Source organism: Massilia sp. ST3 (assembly GCF_018119405.1).
GTDB lineage: Bacteria > Pseudomonadota > Gammaproteobacteria > Burkholderiales > Burkholderiaceae_D > Telluria.
Genome location: NZ_JAGPWC010000094.1, coordinates 1 through 14,963, shown reverse-complemented (window position 1 = coordinate 14,963; position 14,963 = coordinate 1). Strand labels below are relative to the sequence as shown.

Annotated in this window: 12 protein-coding genes; 8 read left to right on the top strand and 4 right to left on the bottom strand. The window is 67.4% G+C overall.

Features of this window, described 5'->3' with window-relative positions; translation table 11 throughout:
• Positions 1-77 precede the first annotated feature (77 nt).
• Together KBW98_RS21835 and KBW98_RS21830 are read left to right on the top strand one after the other, a co-directional pair.
• Positions 78-1,283 carry a sensor histidine kinase gene (locus KBW98_RS21835; protein ID WP_229429345.1) on the top strand — a complete coding sequence of 402 codons (1,206 nt, stop codon included), beginning with the start codon at positions 78-80 and terminating at the stop codon, positions 1,281-1,283.
• Positions 1,284-1,441: 158 nt separating this feature from the next.
• The gene (locus KBW98_RS21830; RefSeq protein WP_211522280.1) at positions 1,442-2,455 is read left to right on the top strand and encodes a porin; all 1,014 of its coding nucleotides are present in this window, start codon (positions 1,442-1,444) and stop codon (positions 2,453-2,455) included.
• 211 nt (positions 2,456-2,666) lie between these two features.
• Here KBW98_RS21830 and KBW98_RS21825 read toward each other — a convergent pair whose 3' ends face one another.
• From KBW98_RS21825 to KBW98_RS21810, 4 genes are all read right to left on the bottom strand, one after another.
• Entirely contained in the window at positions 2,667-3,857 is a 1,191-nt protein-coding gene (locus KBW98_RS21825) for a diguanylate cyclase (RefSeq protein WP_211522279.1), read from the bottom strand.
• A gap of 117 nt (positions 3,858-3,974) precedes the next feature.
• Entirely contained in the window at positions 3,975-6,938 is a 2,964-nt protein-coding gene (locus tag KBW98_RS21820; protein ID WP_211522278.1) for a sensor histidine kinase, read from the bottom strand.
• 168 nt (positions 6,939-7,106) lie between these two features.
• On the bottom strand, positions 7,107-7,772 hold the full coding sequence (locus tag KBW98_RS21815; RefSeq protein ID WP_211522277.1) for a class I SAM-dependent methyltransferase: 666 nt from the start codon (positions 7,770-7,772) through the stop codon (positions 7,107-7,109).
• 28 nt (positions 7,773-7,800) lie between these two features.
• Positions 7,801-8,739 (bottom strand): CysB family HTH-type transcriptional regulator, encoded by a 939-nt coding sequence (locus tag KBW98_RS21810; RefSeq protein WP_211522276.1) that lies wholly within the window; start codon positions 8,737-8,739, stop codon positions 7,801-7,803.
• Positions 8,740-8,903: 164 nt separating this feature from the next.
• Between KBW98_RS21810 and KBW98_RS21805 the strand changes: the two genes are divergently transcribed.
• The 6 genes from KBW98_RS21805 to cobA are packed head-to-tail and all read left to right on the top strand — an operon-like array spanning position 8,904 to position 14,888.
• Positions 8,904-10,592, top strand: coding sequence for a nitrite/sulfite reductase (locus KBW98_RS21805; RefSeq protein WP_211522275.1), 1,689 nt, complete (start codon positions 8,904-8,906; stop codon positions 10,590-10,592).
• A complete protein-coding gene (locus KBW98_RS21800; protein WP_211522274.1) occupies positions 10,585-11,142 on the top strand; it encodes a DUF934 domain-containing protein in 558 nt (185 codons plus the stop codon). Before KBW98_RS21805 ends, KBW98_RS21800 begins: the two co-directional genes overlap by 8 nt.
• Before the next feature lie 9 nt (positions 11,143-11,151).
• Positions 11,152-11,868 carry a phosphoadenylyl-sulfate reductase gene (locus tag KBW98_RS21795; RefSeq protein ID WP_211522273.1) on the top strand — a complete coding sequence of 239 codons (717 nt, stop codon included), beginning with the start codon at positions 11,152-11,154 and terminating at the stop codon, positions 11,866-11,868.
• 25 nt (positions 11,869-11,893) lie between these two features.
• On the top strand, positions 11,894-12,832 hold the full coding sequence (cysD, locus tag KBW98_RS21790; protein WP_211522272.1) for a sulfate adenylyltransferase subunit CysD: 939 nt from the start codon (positions 11,894-11,896) through the stop codon (positions 12,830-12,832).
• Positions 12,832-14,151, top strand: a complete 1,320-nt coding sequence (locus tag KBW98_RS21785; protein WP_211522271.1) for a sulfate adenylyltransferase subunit 1 — start codon at positions 12,832-12,834, stop codon at positions 14,149-14,151. Before cysD ends, KBW98_RS21785 begins: the two co-directional genes overlap by 1 nt.
• 14 nt (positions 14,152-14,165) lie before the next feature.
• Positions 14,166-14,888, top strand: a complete 723-nt coding sequence (gene cobA / locus KBW98_RS21780) for a uroporphyrinogen-III C-methyltransferase (protein ID WP_211522270.1) — start codon at positions 14,166-14,168, stop codon at positions 14,886-14,888.
• Positions 14,889-14,963: the final 75 nt, after the last annotated feature.

Sequence of the window (14,963 nt, the reverse complement as noted above, 5' to 3'; positions counted from 1 at the left end):
ACCCCCTTTAGCCCCCCTCAACACCCCTCCCCGCGTCCCGACGTAACCTGAAAGCCCACCCACGCCCCGGGCTTCGAATGGCACCACCCCGCATCATCTCCATGCGCAGCTATCGCCGCCGCGGCAAGCGCCCGTCGCTGCTGACGGCCGGCTTCCTTGGCGGCTACTGTGCCGGCCACCTGGCCGCCGCGTTGCGCCGCGCCCGCCTCAGTGGCCGTGACATGCGCAAGACCGTGCGCGACCTGGACGGCCGCCGCATCGTCCACAGCGCGAGCGACGCCATCCTCTCGATCGACCAGCACAACCTGATCCTGATGGCCAACCCGGCCGCCGCCGCCATGTTCGCCACCAGCGTCGCCGCCATGCAGGGAGGCCCGCTGGCGCGCTACATCCAGGCGCCCCACGCGGCCGCGCACTCGCCGCTCGATTACTTCCCGGCCGGAAGCGGCCGCGCCGGCCGGCGCGCCACCGACTACGCCGTCACCGGCATCCGCGCCAACGGCCACCTGTTCCCGATCGAGGGCTCGATTTCCAGCGTCCAGCACGACGGCCGCGAGATCTACACCGTGATCCTGCGCGACGTCTCCGAACGCCACCTGGTGCAGCAGACCCTGGCGCGCTCGCACGACCAGCTGCGCCAGCTGTCGTCGGCCCTGCAGACCATCCGCGAAGAAGAACGCACCCACATCGCGCGCGAACTGCACGACGACCTGGGCCAGCTGCTGGCCTCGCTGCGCATGGACCTGACCCTGCTCGGACGCACCGCTTCCCTGCCCGACACCGGCGTGCGCCTGATCCAGGGCATGGAAACCAACCTGCTCACGGCCATCACCTCGCTGCGCCGCATCGCCACCAACCTGCGCCCACGCGCACTCGACGACGGCGGCCTGTATTTCGCCCTGCAGGGCTTGCGCGACGATTTCATCGAGCGCCACGGCATCGCCTGCACCCTGCTGGCCGACGAATCCGAACTGCGCCTCGACGATGCCGCCAGCACCGCCATCTTCCGCATCGTGCAGGAAGCGCTGACCAACGTGGCCCGCCACGCCGGGGCCGGCAGCGTGCTGCTCAAGCTGTTCCGCACCAACCACGACCTGATGGTGAGCATCCGCGACGACGGCCGCGGCATCCGCGCCGAAGACATGGACAAGGCCCAGTCGCTCGGCCTGGTAGGCATGCGCGAGCGGGTCTGGAACATGGGCGGCGAGATTGCCATCGGCAGCGACGAGCCGCCCGGCACGCGCATCGACATCGTCCTTCCGGTCGCCAAGCACCTCGTGTGAAGCCGGCCCCGTGCGGCGCGATGCGGCGCGATGCTGCTTGATACGGCTGCAACATGGCGTGAATGTCATCAGGCAGACATATTGCCTCGTTAAGATCCCGGTCGATCCGAGTGACACCGCTCACTCGACATCTTGTCGAAACCACACTGGAGATCTTCATGAAGTATCAATGCCTCGCCGCTGCACTGCTGTCCTCCCTGCCGCTGTTCGCCCAAGCCCAGACCAATGTCCAAGTCTACGGCGTGATGGACGCTGCCATCGCCATCGAGGACACCGATGCACCGGGCGAAGACCGCCGCACCGTGATCAACTCGGGCAACCAGTCGAGCAGCCGCCTCGGCTTCCGCGGCACTGAAGATCTGGGTAACGGTCTGAAGGCAATGTTCAACATCGAAGCGGGCGTAGCCCTGGACACCGGCGCCGCCGACTCCTCGCTGTTCGGCCGCCGCGCCGTGGTCGGCCTGCAGGGCGACTTCGGCACCCTGACCGTGGGCCGGGAGTACAGCCCGATCGCCGCCGTCGCCGCCGCCTCCGACATCCTGGGCCAGGGCATGTTCGGCAGCAACCTGTCGGCCTTCGGCACCAACCGCCTGACCCGCCGCCTGGCGAACTCGGTCAACTACAAGAGCAACGCCCTGTCCGGCTTCGTCGTGAACGCCGCCTACTCGGCCGGCGAGAAGAGCGTCGATCCGTCGGGCGACCTGATGGGCGTGTCGCTGGAATACAAGAACGGCGGCCTGTACCTGGGCGGCGGCTACCACGTGTTCGAGCGGCTGGCGACCGGCGACGACAAGGAATGGGCGTTCGGCGCGGGCTACAGCTTCGGCGCCTTCGAGATCAAGGGGAACTACATGGTCGCCGACCTGACCGGCGCCAACAACGAATACAAGAACGCCAACCTGGGCGCGGCCTACACCGCCGGTTCGAACAAGTTCTTCCTCAACTTCCAGCAGCAGAAACTGGAAACCGGCGCCAAGGGCAACACCGTGTCGCTGGCCTACACCTACGCGCTGTCGAAGCGCACCAACATCTACACGACCTACGCCCAGCTGCGCAACAACGGCCGCGGCAACTTCGGCATCAATTCCTCGTCGACCAGCGTGACCCCGCCGGCCACCGCCCTGGGCGCCGACCCGTCGGTGCTGAGCCTGGGCCTGCGTCACACGTTCTAAGAACGGTGGGCCGGGCGCGCGGCATGGCGCCGCGCGTCGCGCACACCGCCAGCTCGCCGCGTCCGCGGCGGGCGCCTCAAGCCGGCTGCGCCGGCTTTTTTTTATCAGGTAGGGTTGGCGGCTACGCCGCCGACGCGTTCACGCGGCATCCATTGAACGCGTCGGCGGCGAAGCCGCCAACCCTACGGATGTGGATGCCATGCGGTGTCCTTCAGCCTGTGCGCCGCACCAGCGCGAGATAGGGTTCCGGCGCACGCGCCGCGACGCGGTTGCGCCCTGCCGTCTTGGCCTCGTACATGGTCTCGTCGGCGCGCGCCAGCGCCTGCTCGAGCTGCTCGCCGCGCGCGATCACGGTGACGCCGATGCTCAGGGTAAGCATCGCCATGCCCTTGCACTCCGGCCGTCCGGCGGCGGCCTGCACCGCCTTGCGCAGCTTCTCGCCGACGGCGCTTGCCGCCTCCAGGTCGGCATCGGGCAGCAGCAGCACGAATTCGTCGCCGCCCATGCGCGCCAGCACGTCGCCGCCGCGCAGCACCTTGCGCACGCTGTCGGCCACCAGGCGCAGGGCCGCGTCGCCGGCGGCGTGTCCGCTGGCGTCGTTGATGGCCTTGAAGTTGTCCAGGTCGATCAGCACCAGGCCCAGCGGCTTGCCGCTGCGGACGGCGCGCGAGCGTTCGCGCGCGGCCACTTCGTGGAAGGCCTTGCGCGACCAGGCGCCGGTCAGGTCGTCGTGGCGGGCCGCGTACTCGGCGCGCGAGACGATCTGGCGGTGCGCGACCAGCAGGCCGCCCAGGGCCAGCGCGGGCAGCGCCAGCGAGGCCGCGACCAGGAACAGCGTGCCGACGGCGCTCGGCTGCAGCAGCGAGCCCGGAGGCTGCTGGGCCAGCGCGAGCCAGGCCACGCGTCCGGCGTGCCCGAGCGCCACCAGCGCGCACATCGCCAGCACGAAGCGCTGGGGATAGAACGGTCCCTGCCAGGCCGCGCGCGCGGCCAGCACGGTGCGCGCGATCGCCACGCACACGCCTGCCTGGAACAGCGATACCAGGACGCTGCGCGCGGCGAAGGAATCGATCTGATAATGAAAGAATGCCGCCAGCACGCCGAATGCGGCGACCAGGACGGCCAGCAGCGGCTTGCCGGCTTCGTGTCCGGTCAGCTGGCGGTAGCCCGCCACCAGGGCCGCGCCGGCGGCGGCGTAGGCCAGGTTCGCGCCCTCGTAGGCCAGCACCGGCGGCAGCTCGCGGCCGAAGGCGTACAGCACGTTGCCGGCCATGCCCAGCACCGACGCCAGCAGCATGGCGCGCATGCCGCGCACGCCGTCCGCATTCACGGACAGCAGCGCGAGGAAGGTCAGGAAGCAAAGCAGCGAGGCGATGAGGAAGATCTGCTGGGTGGCGAGCATCGTGAAGCGAAAGGAAGCGGCAGGCGAACGCCCTCGTGCCGCTATTATGGGCGCGCACGCCCGCTTGCGCTGAAGATTCGCTTCAACAGTGGCCATTCGGCCACAGGAAATTGCCGATCAAACCACGCCGGCCGTCGCGCGCGCGACCGCACGCTGGCTTGTTGCCGCATCGGCTTGCAAAGTAAGCACGACTTCGGCGCCGCGCGCGGGACGGTTGCGGATCACGAGCCGGGCGCCGATCCTGGCCGCGCGCTCGCGCATGCCGGTCAGGCCCCAGTGGCCGGGGCGGCCGTGCATCTGGACCATGGGATCGAGCCCGACGCCGTCGTCGCGCACGGCCAGCACCATCCGGCCGCCATGGCAGGCCAGGTCGATCTCGATCAGCTCCGCGCGCGCGTGGCGCACGGCGTTGGCGATGGCCTCGCGCGCGATGTGAACCACCTCCTCATGCAGCGCGCAGGGCAGCTGCACGCAGCTCCCCTCGGTGCGCAGCGCCACCCGCACCGCGCTCCCCTCCTTCAGCCGGGCGGCGGTATCGGCCAGGGCCTGGGCCAGGGGCGGCGCATCGGCGGCGATACGCAGGTCCATCACCTGGTCGCGGCCCTCCAGCACCACCTTGTCGGCGAGGTCGAGCGCGCTGTCGAGCTGCTCGCGCGCCTCGCTGCCGGGCTCCAGGCGCAGCGCCAGCGCCTGCAGGCGCAGGATCAGGCCCTGCAGGCTTTGCAGGAAGGTGTCGTGCAGGGTGCGGGCGATGCGCTCGCGCTCGTTGAAGCGTTCTTCCATGCGCGCCTGCAGCTGGCGCCGCACCTGCGCCAGCCGCAGCCGGACCAGCAAGTAGACGGCCAGCGCCGCGAGCGCCACGCACAAGGCGGCGAACGCGCGCGTCTGTACGAAGCGCGGGCGGATCTCGAAGGCCGGCGTGGCCACCACGCCGCTGGCCACGCCGTCCTCGTTCACGGCCTCGACCTCGAAATGATAGCTGCCCGGTCCCAGGTTGGTGTAATAGGCAACCCGGCGTGCGCCGACCTCCTGCCAGCCCTGGTCCAGCCCTACCAGCCGGTAGCGGAAGGACACGCGCTCGGGCATGGTGTAGCTCAGGGCCGTGTAGTCGATCTGCAGCCGCTCGGTGCCGGGCGCGAAGGCGGCTATCTCGCCCGGGCGATAGCGCTGGCCGCCGGCGTGGATGGCCTGGATCTCCACCGGCGGAGCGAGCGCGTTGGCGCGCAGGCGCGCCGGGTCGAACCAGGCGGCGCCATCGGTACCGGCGAGCCAGACCTTGCCGTCGGACGCGGTGAAGGCTGACGGCATGCGCACCACGGTTTCCGCGCTGCCCGGATAGCCCTCGACATCGTTCCACAAACTCGCGCGCAGCGGCACGGCGGCGTCCCGCATGGAGGCGCTCCAGTCCGCGGCGCGCACCCGCAGCAGGCCGCGGCTGGTGTTGAGCCAGCGGTCGCCATTGGCCGTCAGCGCGATGCCGGAGACGTTCGACAGCATGTCGGCTTGTTCCGGGACGACAGGCCGGAAACGCCCGTCCCGCAGAACCGCCATGCCGTTGTCGCCGCTGATCAGTACCTCGCCGCGCGCATCGATGAAGCGCACGCCGTCCAGGGCGATGCCATCGCGCTCCCCGTATTCGCGCCAAGCTTCTCCTTCGCGCACGACGACGCGGTTGTTGCGTAGGCCAAACCAGGTCCGCCCGCGGGCGTCCGCGGTCGCGAACAGCAGGCCTTTCAGCTGCGGGTGGGCCTCCGGTGGCAGCCAATTGCCCCCGTGCCAGCGGTACAGGCCGCGCCCGCCGATGCCGACCCACACACTGTCGCGGTCTTGCGCGACCAGGATGACGTAGTTGCGCTTGTTCTGGCCCGGCAAGACCGGGGGCAGCGGAATGCTCTCCAGTACCTGGTCGCCGCGCCGGCGCTCGATCCGGCGATTGCCGCCGACCAGCACGGTACCGTCCCCGGCCGCGGTCACCACGTAGGCCTTCTGGTCGGTCGACACCAGGCGCATGGCGCCGTCATCCACGCGCCAGAGCCGGGCGATGTCGCCGGGCGACTGGGTGGCGGCCCAGATCGTGCCGCCGCCGTCGTGCGCCAGGCCGAGGCGTTCGGCATCGGCGGGAAAGGGCAAGCGGATCAGCTTGTTGTGCCGGAAGCGCTCGAGCCCGGCGACCGTACCGACCCAGATGTTACCCTCCCGATCTTCCATCATCGAATGCACGTTCAGGCTGCTCATCTGCCAGGCCTGGTCCAGGCGTTCGTCGCCGACGCGGTCCGGAAAATGCCCTTCGTGCGCCTGCCAGCTCGCGGGATAAGCACGACACAAGCCCACTGGGCAATTGCCCTTCCAAAAGTTGCCGTCGCGGTCGAACAGGGTCTGGAAGCTGCTGCCGGCCAGCGCCTTGGCGGGCGCCGGACGCCAGCCACCCGGCGGTTCGGGCAGGAGCCGTACCCGGCCAGCGTCGACGATCCAGACCCGCCCGTCCGGCGAGCCCAAAATCAAGGGACTGTGCTGCACCGGGAACAAGGGCGTGAAACGCCCGCTGTGGCGGTCCAGCAGGTACAAGACCGCGCCGTCGGAGGCCCACAGGCGGTCGTAATGGTCGCGGTAGACATATTCGGCGCGCGCCGTGGGGTAGTTCTGCGCCGCGCCCATGCGGGTCAGGACACCGTCGCGGACGTGGAACAGGCCGGAGGTCGCGGCGACCCAGGCGCTGCCGTCACGCTCGAACGCGATACTGAAGGTGGCGCCGACCGGATTGCCCGCGACGGGCGACAGATGGTGCAGGCGCCCCTCGCGCAACACGCTCAATCCGCCGAAGGTGTAGCCGATCCACAGGTCGCCGTTCGGATGAGGCGCCAGCGCCGTGATGCCCTTGCCCAGCAGGCGGTGGCCGTCCGCCGGCTGGAAGGCCTCGAAGCGCACGCCGTCGAAGCGGACCAGGCCGGAAGTCGTGCCGAGCCAGATCCAGCCGTCCAGGGTCTGGGCCATGGCGTCGATCTCGCGCGGGGCGCCCTGCTCGCCGGTCCAGCTGTCGTGGTGGTAGGCGCCCAGGCGGACGGCGGGGTCGAGCGCACGCACGGGGGCAGTCCAGCCCAGCCAGAGAGTGAGCGCTACCAGGATAAAGCGGAGACAGATCGGGAAATGCACGAAATAGCGAAGTTCAAATGGATCGATCGGCAATAGTGCCCTGTATTGACAGGCGGCCGCAATGCCTGCGGCCTCTGCCATTTTCCAGAGCCCGCAGGATCACTTGAGCCTGCAGGTCAGCACCCAGTAGAACTCCCAGCGCGCGATCTTGATTTCCTTGCCGACGTTGCCGAGGCGCTTGCGCAGCGCGCTGTCGGTCGGATAGCTTTTGGCCAGCTCGTGGCGGCTGCCGTCCTCGTCCTCGAAGATCTGCCAGGTCGTGCCCTGGGCGTCGGTACGCGCGATGGTGCCGCTCTCGCCCTCGATGTACTCGTCGTCGACCAGCACCAGCAGCACGTCCTTGCCGAGGCGCTTCTTGAGCTGGGCCAGGAAAGCTTCCTGCTCGTCGCGGTCGAGATGCGACCAGAGGCCGGCCATGAAGACGGCGCTAAATTTCCCGCCCTCGCCTTCCAGGTCGGGAGGCAGGTCGAATGCATCCGCCTGGCGCCAGGTGACGTTGTCCAGGCCCTCGCCCAGCTCGCTCGCCACGGCCAGCATTTCCTCGTTGACATCAGTGGCGACGACCGAGGCCGCGCCCTGCGCGATCATCTCGGTCCAGACGCCCGTGCCGCAGGCCAGCTCCAGCACCCGGTGGCCGGACAGCAGGATGGCGAGCTGCTCGCCCGCCTCCATCAAGTCCTCCGAGCGCTCTTCCGAGTGTTCGACCAGCGAGTGATAACGCTCCGCATTGCGGGCGTAGTAGGCGGCAACCGCATCCTTGTTCATGGTGTTTCCTTGTATCTCAGTTCTAGTATTACAGTTCGTAGTTTTCGCCGCCGCGCATCGCCGACTCGACCATCTTGCGGTTGAGCGTGGGCGCCAGCAGTTCGATGAAAGTATAGATATAGCTGCGCAGATAGGCGCCCTGCTTGACCGCCACGCGCGAAGTGTTCATGCCGAACAGGTGGCCCACCGGCAGCGCGCGCAGGTTGCGGTCGCGCTCGGGGTCGAAGGCGATGCTGGCGATGATGCCGATGCCCATGCCCAGCTCGACATAGGTCTTGATGACGTCCGCGTCGATCGCTTCCAGCAGCACGTCCGGCTTGAGGTTGCGCAGGGTGAAGGCGTGGTCGATCTTGCTGCGGCCGGCAAAGGCGGCGTCGTAGGTGATCACCGGATAGCTGGCGATTTCCTCCAGCGACACCGCGCGCGACTTGAACAGCGGGTGCTCGGGCGGGGCCACCACCACGTGCTCCCACTGGTAGGCCGGCAGGGTGATCAGGCCGTCGACCGCCGTGATCGACTCGGTGGCGATGGCCAGGTCGGCCTGGTCGTTCTTGATCATGTCGGCGATCTGGCGCGGATTGCCCTGCAGCAGCGACAGCCGCACCTTGGGATATTTCTGCATGAAGGCCTGCACTACCTTGGGCAGCATGTAGCGCGCCTGGGTGTGGGTGGTGGCGATGGTGAAGCTGCCGCTGTCGTGGGCCGCGTATTCCTTGCCGATGCGCTTGAGGCTGTCGATCTCCTGCATGATCAGCTCGACCGACTGCAGCACCAGCCGCCCCGGCTCGGTGAGCCCGCGGATGCGCTTGCCGTGGCGGGTGAAAATGTCGACCCCCAGCTCTTCTTCCAGCTCGATGATGGCCTTCGACACCCCCGGCTGGGAGGTAAACAGGGCCTTGGCCGCGTCGGTCAGGTTGTAGTTCTGGCGTACGGCCTCGCGGACGAAGCGCAATTGATGAAGATTCATGCAGGCTGGGTTGTTGGTTTGGCAGTAGACGACATTTTAAGATGCTTATTCAAGTTACGCATATAAGCAAATAAATTCTCCGTAGTTTGGAATATAGGCCGCGGTCCTTATTATTGGAAATACTTTAACGGGTGGGCAGTCCAGCCACCCTCTTGGACGAGACCATGTACCGCTACGACCACTACGACCACCTCATCGTGCGCGAACGGATTGCGCAATACCGCGACCAGGTTGCGCGCCGCCTGAACAATGAGCTGACGGAAGAAGAATTCCTGCCGCTGCGCCTGCAGAATGGCCTGTACATGCAGCGCCATGCCTACATGCTGCGTATCGCCGTGCCCTACGGCCTGCTGGCGTCCAAGCAGGTGCGCATGTTCGCGCACATCGCGCGCAAGTACGACCGCGGCTACGGCCATTTCACCACCCGCCAGAACATCCAGTTCAACTGGATCGAGCTGGAAAACACCCCAGACATCCTGACCGACCTGGCTTCGGTGGAAATGCACGCCATCCAGACCTCGGGCAACTGCATCCGCAACATCACGACCGACGAATTCGCCGGCGTGGCGGCCGATGAACTCATCGATCCACGCCCCTTCGCCGAGATCCTGCGCCAGTGGAGCACCTTCCACCCCGAATTCCTGGCCCTGCCGCGCAAGTTCAAGATCGCCATCAACGGCGCCGTCGAAGACCGCGCCGCGATCGCCGTGCACGACATCGGCCTGACCATGGTGCGCAACGAGGCCGGCGAAGTGGGCTTCAAGTACATGGCCGGAGGCGGCCTGGGCCGCACCCCCATCCTGGGCAGCGTGATCCGCGACTTCCTGCCGTGGCAGCACATCCTGACCTACACCGAAGCCGTGATGCGCGTGTATAACCAGTTCGGCCGCCGCGACAACAAGTACAAGGCCCGCATCAAGATCCTGCTGAAGGCCCTGGGCGTCGAGGAATTCACCCGCCTGGTCGAAGCCGAGTGGGCGGATTTGAAGGACGGCCCGGAAACCCTGACCCAGGAAGAATTCGACCGCGTCGCCAAGTGGTTCCAGCCGCACGCCTATGCGCAGCTGGAAGACACGGACGTGCTGGCGCTTCATTCCGACAACCGCGCCTTCGCCAACTGGGTCAACCGCAACGTCAAGCCGCACAAGGTGCCGGGCTATGCCAGCGTGCTGCTGTCGCTCAAGAAGACCGGCGTGCCGCCGGGCGACGCGACCGCCGAGCAGATGGACTTCGTGGCCGATCTGGCCGACCGCTACAGCTTCGGCCAGGTGCGCGTGACCCACGAGCAGAACCTGGTGCTGGCCGACGTCGAGCAGAGCAAGCTGTTCGAACTGTGGCAGCAGGTCAAGGCCAAGGGCCTGGCGACGCCGAACATCGGCCTGCTGACCGACATCATCGCCTGCCCGGGCGGCGACTACTGCTCGCTGGCGAACGCCAAGTCGATCCCGATCGCGGCCGCCATCGCGGAGCGCTTCGACAACCTCGACTTCCAGCACGACATCGGCGACATCGAACTGAACATCTCGGGCTGCATCAACGCCTGCGGCCACCACCACGTCGGCAACATCGGCGTGCTGGGCGTGGACAAGGACGGCAGCGAGTGGTACCAGGTCTCGATCGGCGGCGCCCAGGGCAACGAGTCCTCGATCGGCAAGATCATCGGGCCTTCGTTCACCGCCACCCAGATGCCGGAAGTGGTCGGCCGCCTGCTCGAAGTCTATGTTCGCGACCGCATCGAAGGCGAGCGCTTCATCGACACGGTGAACCGCATCGGCGTCGCGCCGTTCAAGGAATATGTATACGCAAGCCCCATCAAGGGCGGTCAACTGGTTGGGGAAGACGAATATGCTTGATACGCATGCACAGATCATCAAGGGCCGCGAAGTCGTCGCCGACGACTGGGCGGTGCTGCGTCTCGACGAGGGACAAACGGCGGAATCCGTCGAGGTTCCGGCTGGCAAAGTCATCGTGCCGCTCGCCGTCTGGCAGGCCCAGCGCAACGTGCTGAGCGACCGCCAGGACATCGGCGTCTGGTTCGCCCCGGACCAGTTGGCCGCCGAGATCAAGGACGACCTGCACCGCTTCAAGGTGATCGCGGTCGACTTCCCGAAGTTCTCGGATGGCCGCGGCTACTCGATCGCCTTCAACCTGCGCAAGCGCCTGGGCTATACCGGCGAGCTGCGCGCGATCGGCGACGTGCTGCGCGACCAGTTGTTCCAGATGTACCGCTGCGGCTTCGACGCCTACGCGACCCGCCAGGACCGCAGCATCCACGATGCGCTCAAGGGCCTGTCGGTATTCTCGGAAACCTACCAGGCTTCGGTCGACCAGCCGGTCCCGCTGTTCCGCCGCGCCGAGCGCGGCCTGCAGCCCGAGCACAGCGACCTCGGCGCCGGTATCTAGGAGCATTCCATGAGCGACCTGCACCATCGCGTGGAAGAGACCCGCGCGATCCTGGAACGTATTGCGCGCGATTTCTCGCCCGCCGTGTTCGCCTCCAGCCTGGCGGCCGAGGACATGGTCCTGACCGACCTGATCCTGAAGGCCAGGCTGCCGATCGGGATCTTCTCGCTCGAGACCGGCCGCCTGCACGCGGAAACCCTGGCGATGGTGGACAAGGTGCGCGACACCTATGGTGTCGAGATCGCCCTGTTCCGCCCGCAGCCGGAAGCGGTCGAAGCCTATGTGGCGCAGAACGGCCTGAACGCCTTCTACGACAGCGTCGAGATGCGCAAGGAATGCTGCAAGCTGCGCAAGGTCGAGCCGCTCGGCCGCGCCCTGTCGGGCAAGCAGGCCTGGATCACCGGCCAGCGCCGCGCCCAGTCCAGCACCCGCGCCGAACTGGCGGTGCAGGAAGACGATGCCGCACACGGCATGCAGAAGTTCAATCCGCTGGCCGACTGGTCGGAGGAAGACGTCTGGGAATACATCCGCGCCAACGAGGTGCCGTATAACGCCCTGCACGACCGCGGCTACCCGTCGATCGGCTGCGAACCCTGCACCCGCGCGATCCAGCCGGGCGAGGACGTGCGCGCCGGCCGCTGGTGGTGGGAGAACCCCGAATCGAAGGAATGCGGCCTGCACGTGGTCGACGGCAAACTCATTCGTATCAAATCCGTGGCAGCTTGAGCCACACGACAAGAACAGGCAGAACATGACGACCGTGATTGAACAACCCGCCCTGCTGAGCGACGTGAACGCGCGCCACCTGGACGCCCTGGAATCGGAAGCGATCCACATCCTGCGCGAAGTCGCGGCCGAATGCAGCAACCCCGCCCTGCTCTTCTCGGGCGGCAAGGACTCGGTGGTGCTGCTGCGCCTGGCCGAGAAGGCCTTCCGTCCGGGTAAATTTCCCTTCCCGCTGGTGCACATCGACACCGGCCACAACTTCGACGAAGTGATCGCCTTCCGCGACGCCCGCGTCGCGGAACTGGGCGAGCGCCTGATCGTCGGCTCGGTCGAGGATTCGATCAAGCGCGGCACCGTGCGCCTGCGCAATCCGGCCACGGATTCGCGCAACGCGGCCCAGGCCGTGACCCTGCTCGAGACCATTTCCGAGCACGGCTTCGACGCCTGCATCGGCGGCGCCCGCCGCGACGAGGAAAAGGCGCGCGCCAAGGAACGCATCTTCTCCTTCCGCGACGAATTCGGCCAGTGGGACCCGAAGGCCCAGCGTCCGGAACTCTGGGACCTGTATAACACCCGCGTGCACCCGGGCGAGAACATGCGCGTGTTCCCGATCTCGAACTGGACCGAGCTGGACGTGTGGCAGTACATCGCCCGCGAACAGCTGGCCCTGCCGCCGATCTATTTTGCCCACCAGCGTGAAGTCATTCCGCGCAACGGCCTGCTGGTGCCGCTCACCCCGCTGACCCCGGCGCGCGAAGGCGAAACGGTCGAGACCCGCACCGTGCGCTTCCGCACCGTGGGCGACATCTCCTGCACCTGCCCGGTGGCCTCGACCGCCGACACGGTGGAAGGCATCATCGCCGAGACCGCAGTCACCGAAGTGACCGAGCGCGGCGCCACCCGCATGGACGACCAGACCTCCGAAGCTTCGATGGAAAAACGCAAGAAAGCGGGCTACTTCTGATGAATGCAATGACCGATAACCTGAACCAGCGCGGCCTGCTGCGCTTCATCACCGCCGGCTCCGTCGACGACGGCAAGAGCACCCTGATCGGCCGCCTGCTGTTCGACAGCAAGGGCATCTTCGCCGACCAGCTGGCCGCCGTATCGCGCGCCAAGCACAAGCGCACCGTGGGCGACACCATCGACCTGTCGCTGCTGACCGACGGCCTGGAAGCCGAGCGCGAACAAGGCATCACCATCGACGTGGCCTACCGCTACTTCGCCACCCCGAAGCGCAAGTTCATCATCGCCGACACCCCCGGCCACGAGCAGTACACCCGCAACATGGTGACCGGCGCCTCGACCGCCGACGCGGTCATCATCCTGGTGGACGTCTCGAAGGTGAAGCTGGGTAGCGACGGCAGCGTCGAGCTGCTGACCCAGACCAAGCGCCACTCGACCATCGCCAAGCTGCTGCAGATCGAGCACGTGATCGTGGCCGTCAACAAGATGGACCTGGTGAACTACGACCGCGGCGTGTATGACCGCATCGTGGCCGCCTACGGCGAGTTCGCCCGGTCGCTGGGCCTGAAGGACGTGACCGCGATCCCGCTGTCGGCACTCAGCGGCGACAACGTGGTCGACCGCTCCGAGAAGATGCCCTGGTACGCAGGCCCGACCCTGATCGAGCTGCTGGAATCGCTCTCGGTCTACGACGAATCGCATGCCGCCCCCTTCCGCTTCCCGGTGCAGCTGGTGGCGCGCCACAACGGCCACGAAGCCAACGACTTCCGCGGCTACATGGGCCGCATCGAGTCGGGCAAGGTCTCGGTGGGCGACAAGCTGGTGGTGCAGCCATCCGGCCATGCCGCCACGGTCAAGGACATCGTCACCTTCGACGGTTCGCTCTCGTGCGCGGAAGCCGGCCAGTCGATCACCCTGGTGCTGAACGAATACGTGGACGTCTCGCGCGGCGACGTGCTGTCCAGCGCCGAGCAGCCTGCGACCCTGCTCAAGCAGGTGACGGCCGACGTATGCTGGATGTCCGACGAGCCGCTCGACCTGCGCCGCAAGTACTGGCTCAAGCACGGTACCCGCCAGACCGCGGCCAAGGTGACCGGCGTGGACAGCATCCTGGATGTGAACACCCAGCAGCGCGAAGTTCAGCCCAACCCCGCTGACGGGCTGAAGCTGAACGACATCGCACGCATCAAGCTGAACGTGCAACAGCCGCTGGCGGCCGACGCCTACGCCGACATCCGCGCCACCGGCGCCTTCATCCTGATCGATGAAGTCACCCACCAGACCGTCGCAGCGGGTATGATCCGCCTGGATCAATAAGCGAAAGGGCATGCATGGGGGCGCTGGGCAAAGTCTATCTGGTGGGAGCAGGCCCTGGCGCGGCTGACCTGATCACCGTGCGCGGCGCGCGCCTGCTGGGGCAGGCCGACGTAGTCTTGTACGACGCCCTCGTGACGCCCGAGATGCTGGAACTGTGCGCGCGCGCCGAGAAGATCTCGGTCGGCAAGCGTTCCGGCCAGCGCTCCACCGCCCAGGCCCTGATCAACCAGCAGCTGGTGGAGTGCGCAAAGAAATATTCCCTGGTGGTGCGCCTGAAAGGCGGCGACCCGATGCTGTTCGGGCGCGCCGACGAGGAGCTGCGCGCGCTGGAAGCGGAAGGCATCGCCGTCGAGGTGGTCCCCGGCATCACCACCGCCGTGGCGGCGGCGGCAGCCACCCGCCAGCCGCTGACCAAGCGCGGCGTGGCGCGCAGCGTGGCCTTCTTCACCTCTTCCACCGCCCCCGATCAGCCGGACCATCCGGCGCTGCCCGAGACCGACACCCTGGTCCAGTACATGGGCGGGCGCGAAGCCGCGGCGACGGCCGAGCGCCTGCTGGCCGAAGGCCGCCGGCCAAGCCTGCCGGTGGTGGTGGTGGAGAATTGCAGCCGCAGCGACGAGCGCATCCTGCGCCTGACCCTGAGCGACCTGGCGCGCGGGCTGGAGCCGGGCCACGGGCCGGTGCTGGTGATGTTGGGTGAAGCCCTCGCCTTGCGCGAGCACCAGCAGGCCGATTGATCGTTACACCTGAATCGGCGTAGGGGTTGGGGGGGCCCCCCCCCCCCCCCGCCCCCCCCCCCCGCGGGGCCCCCC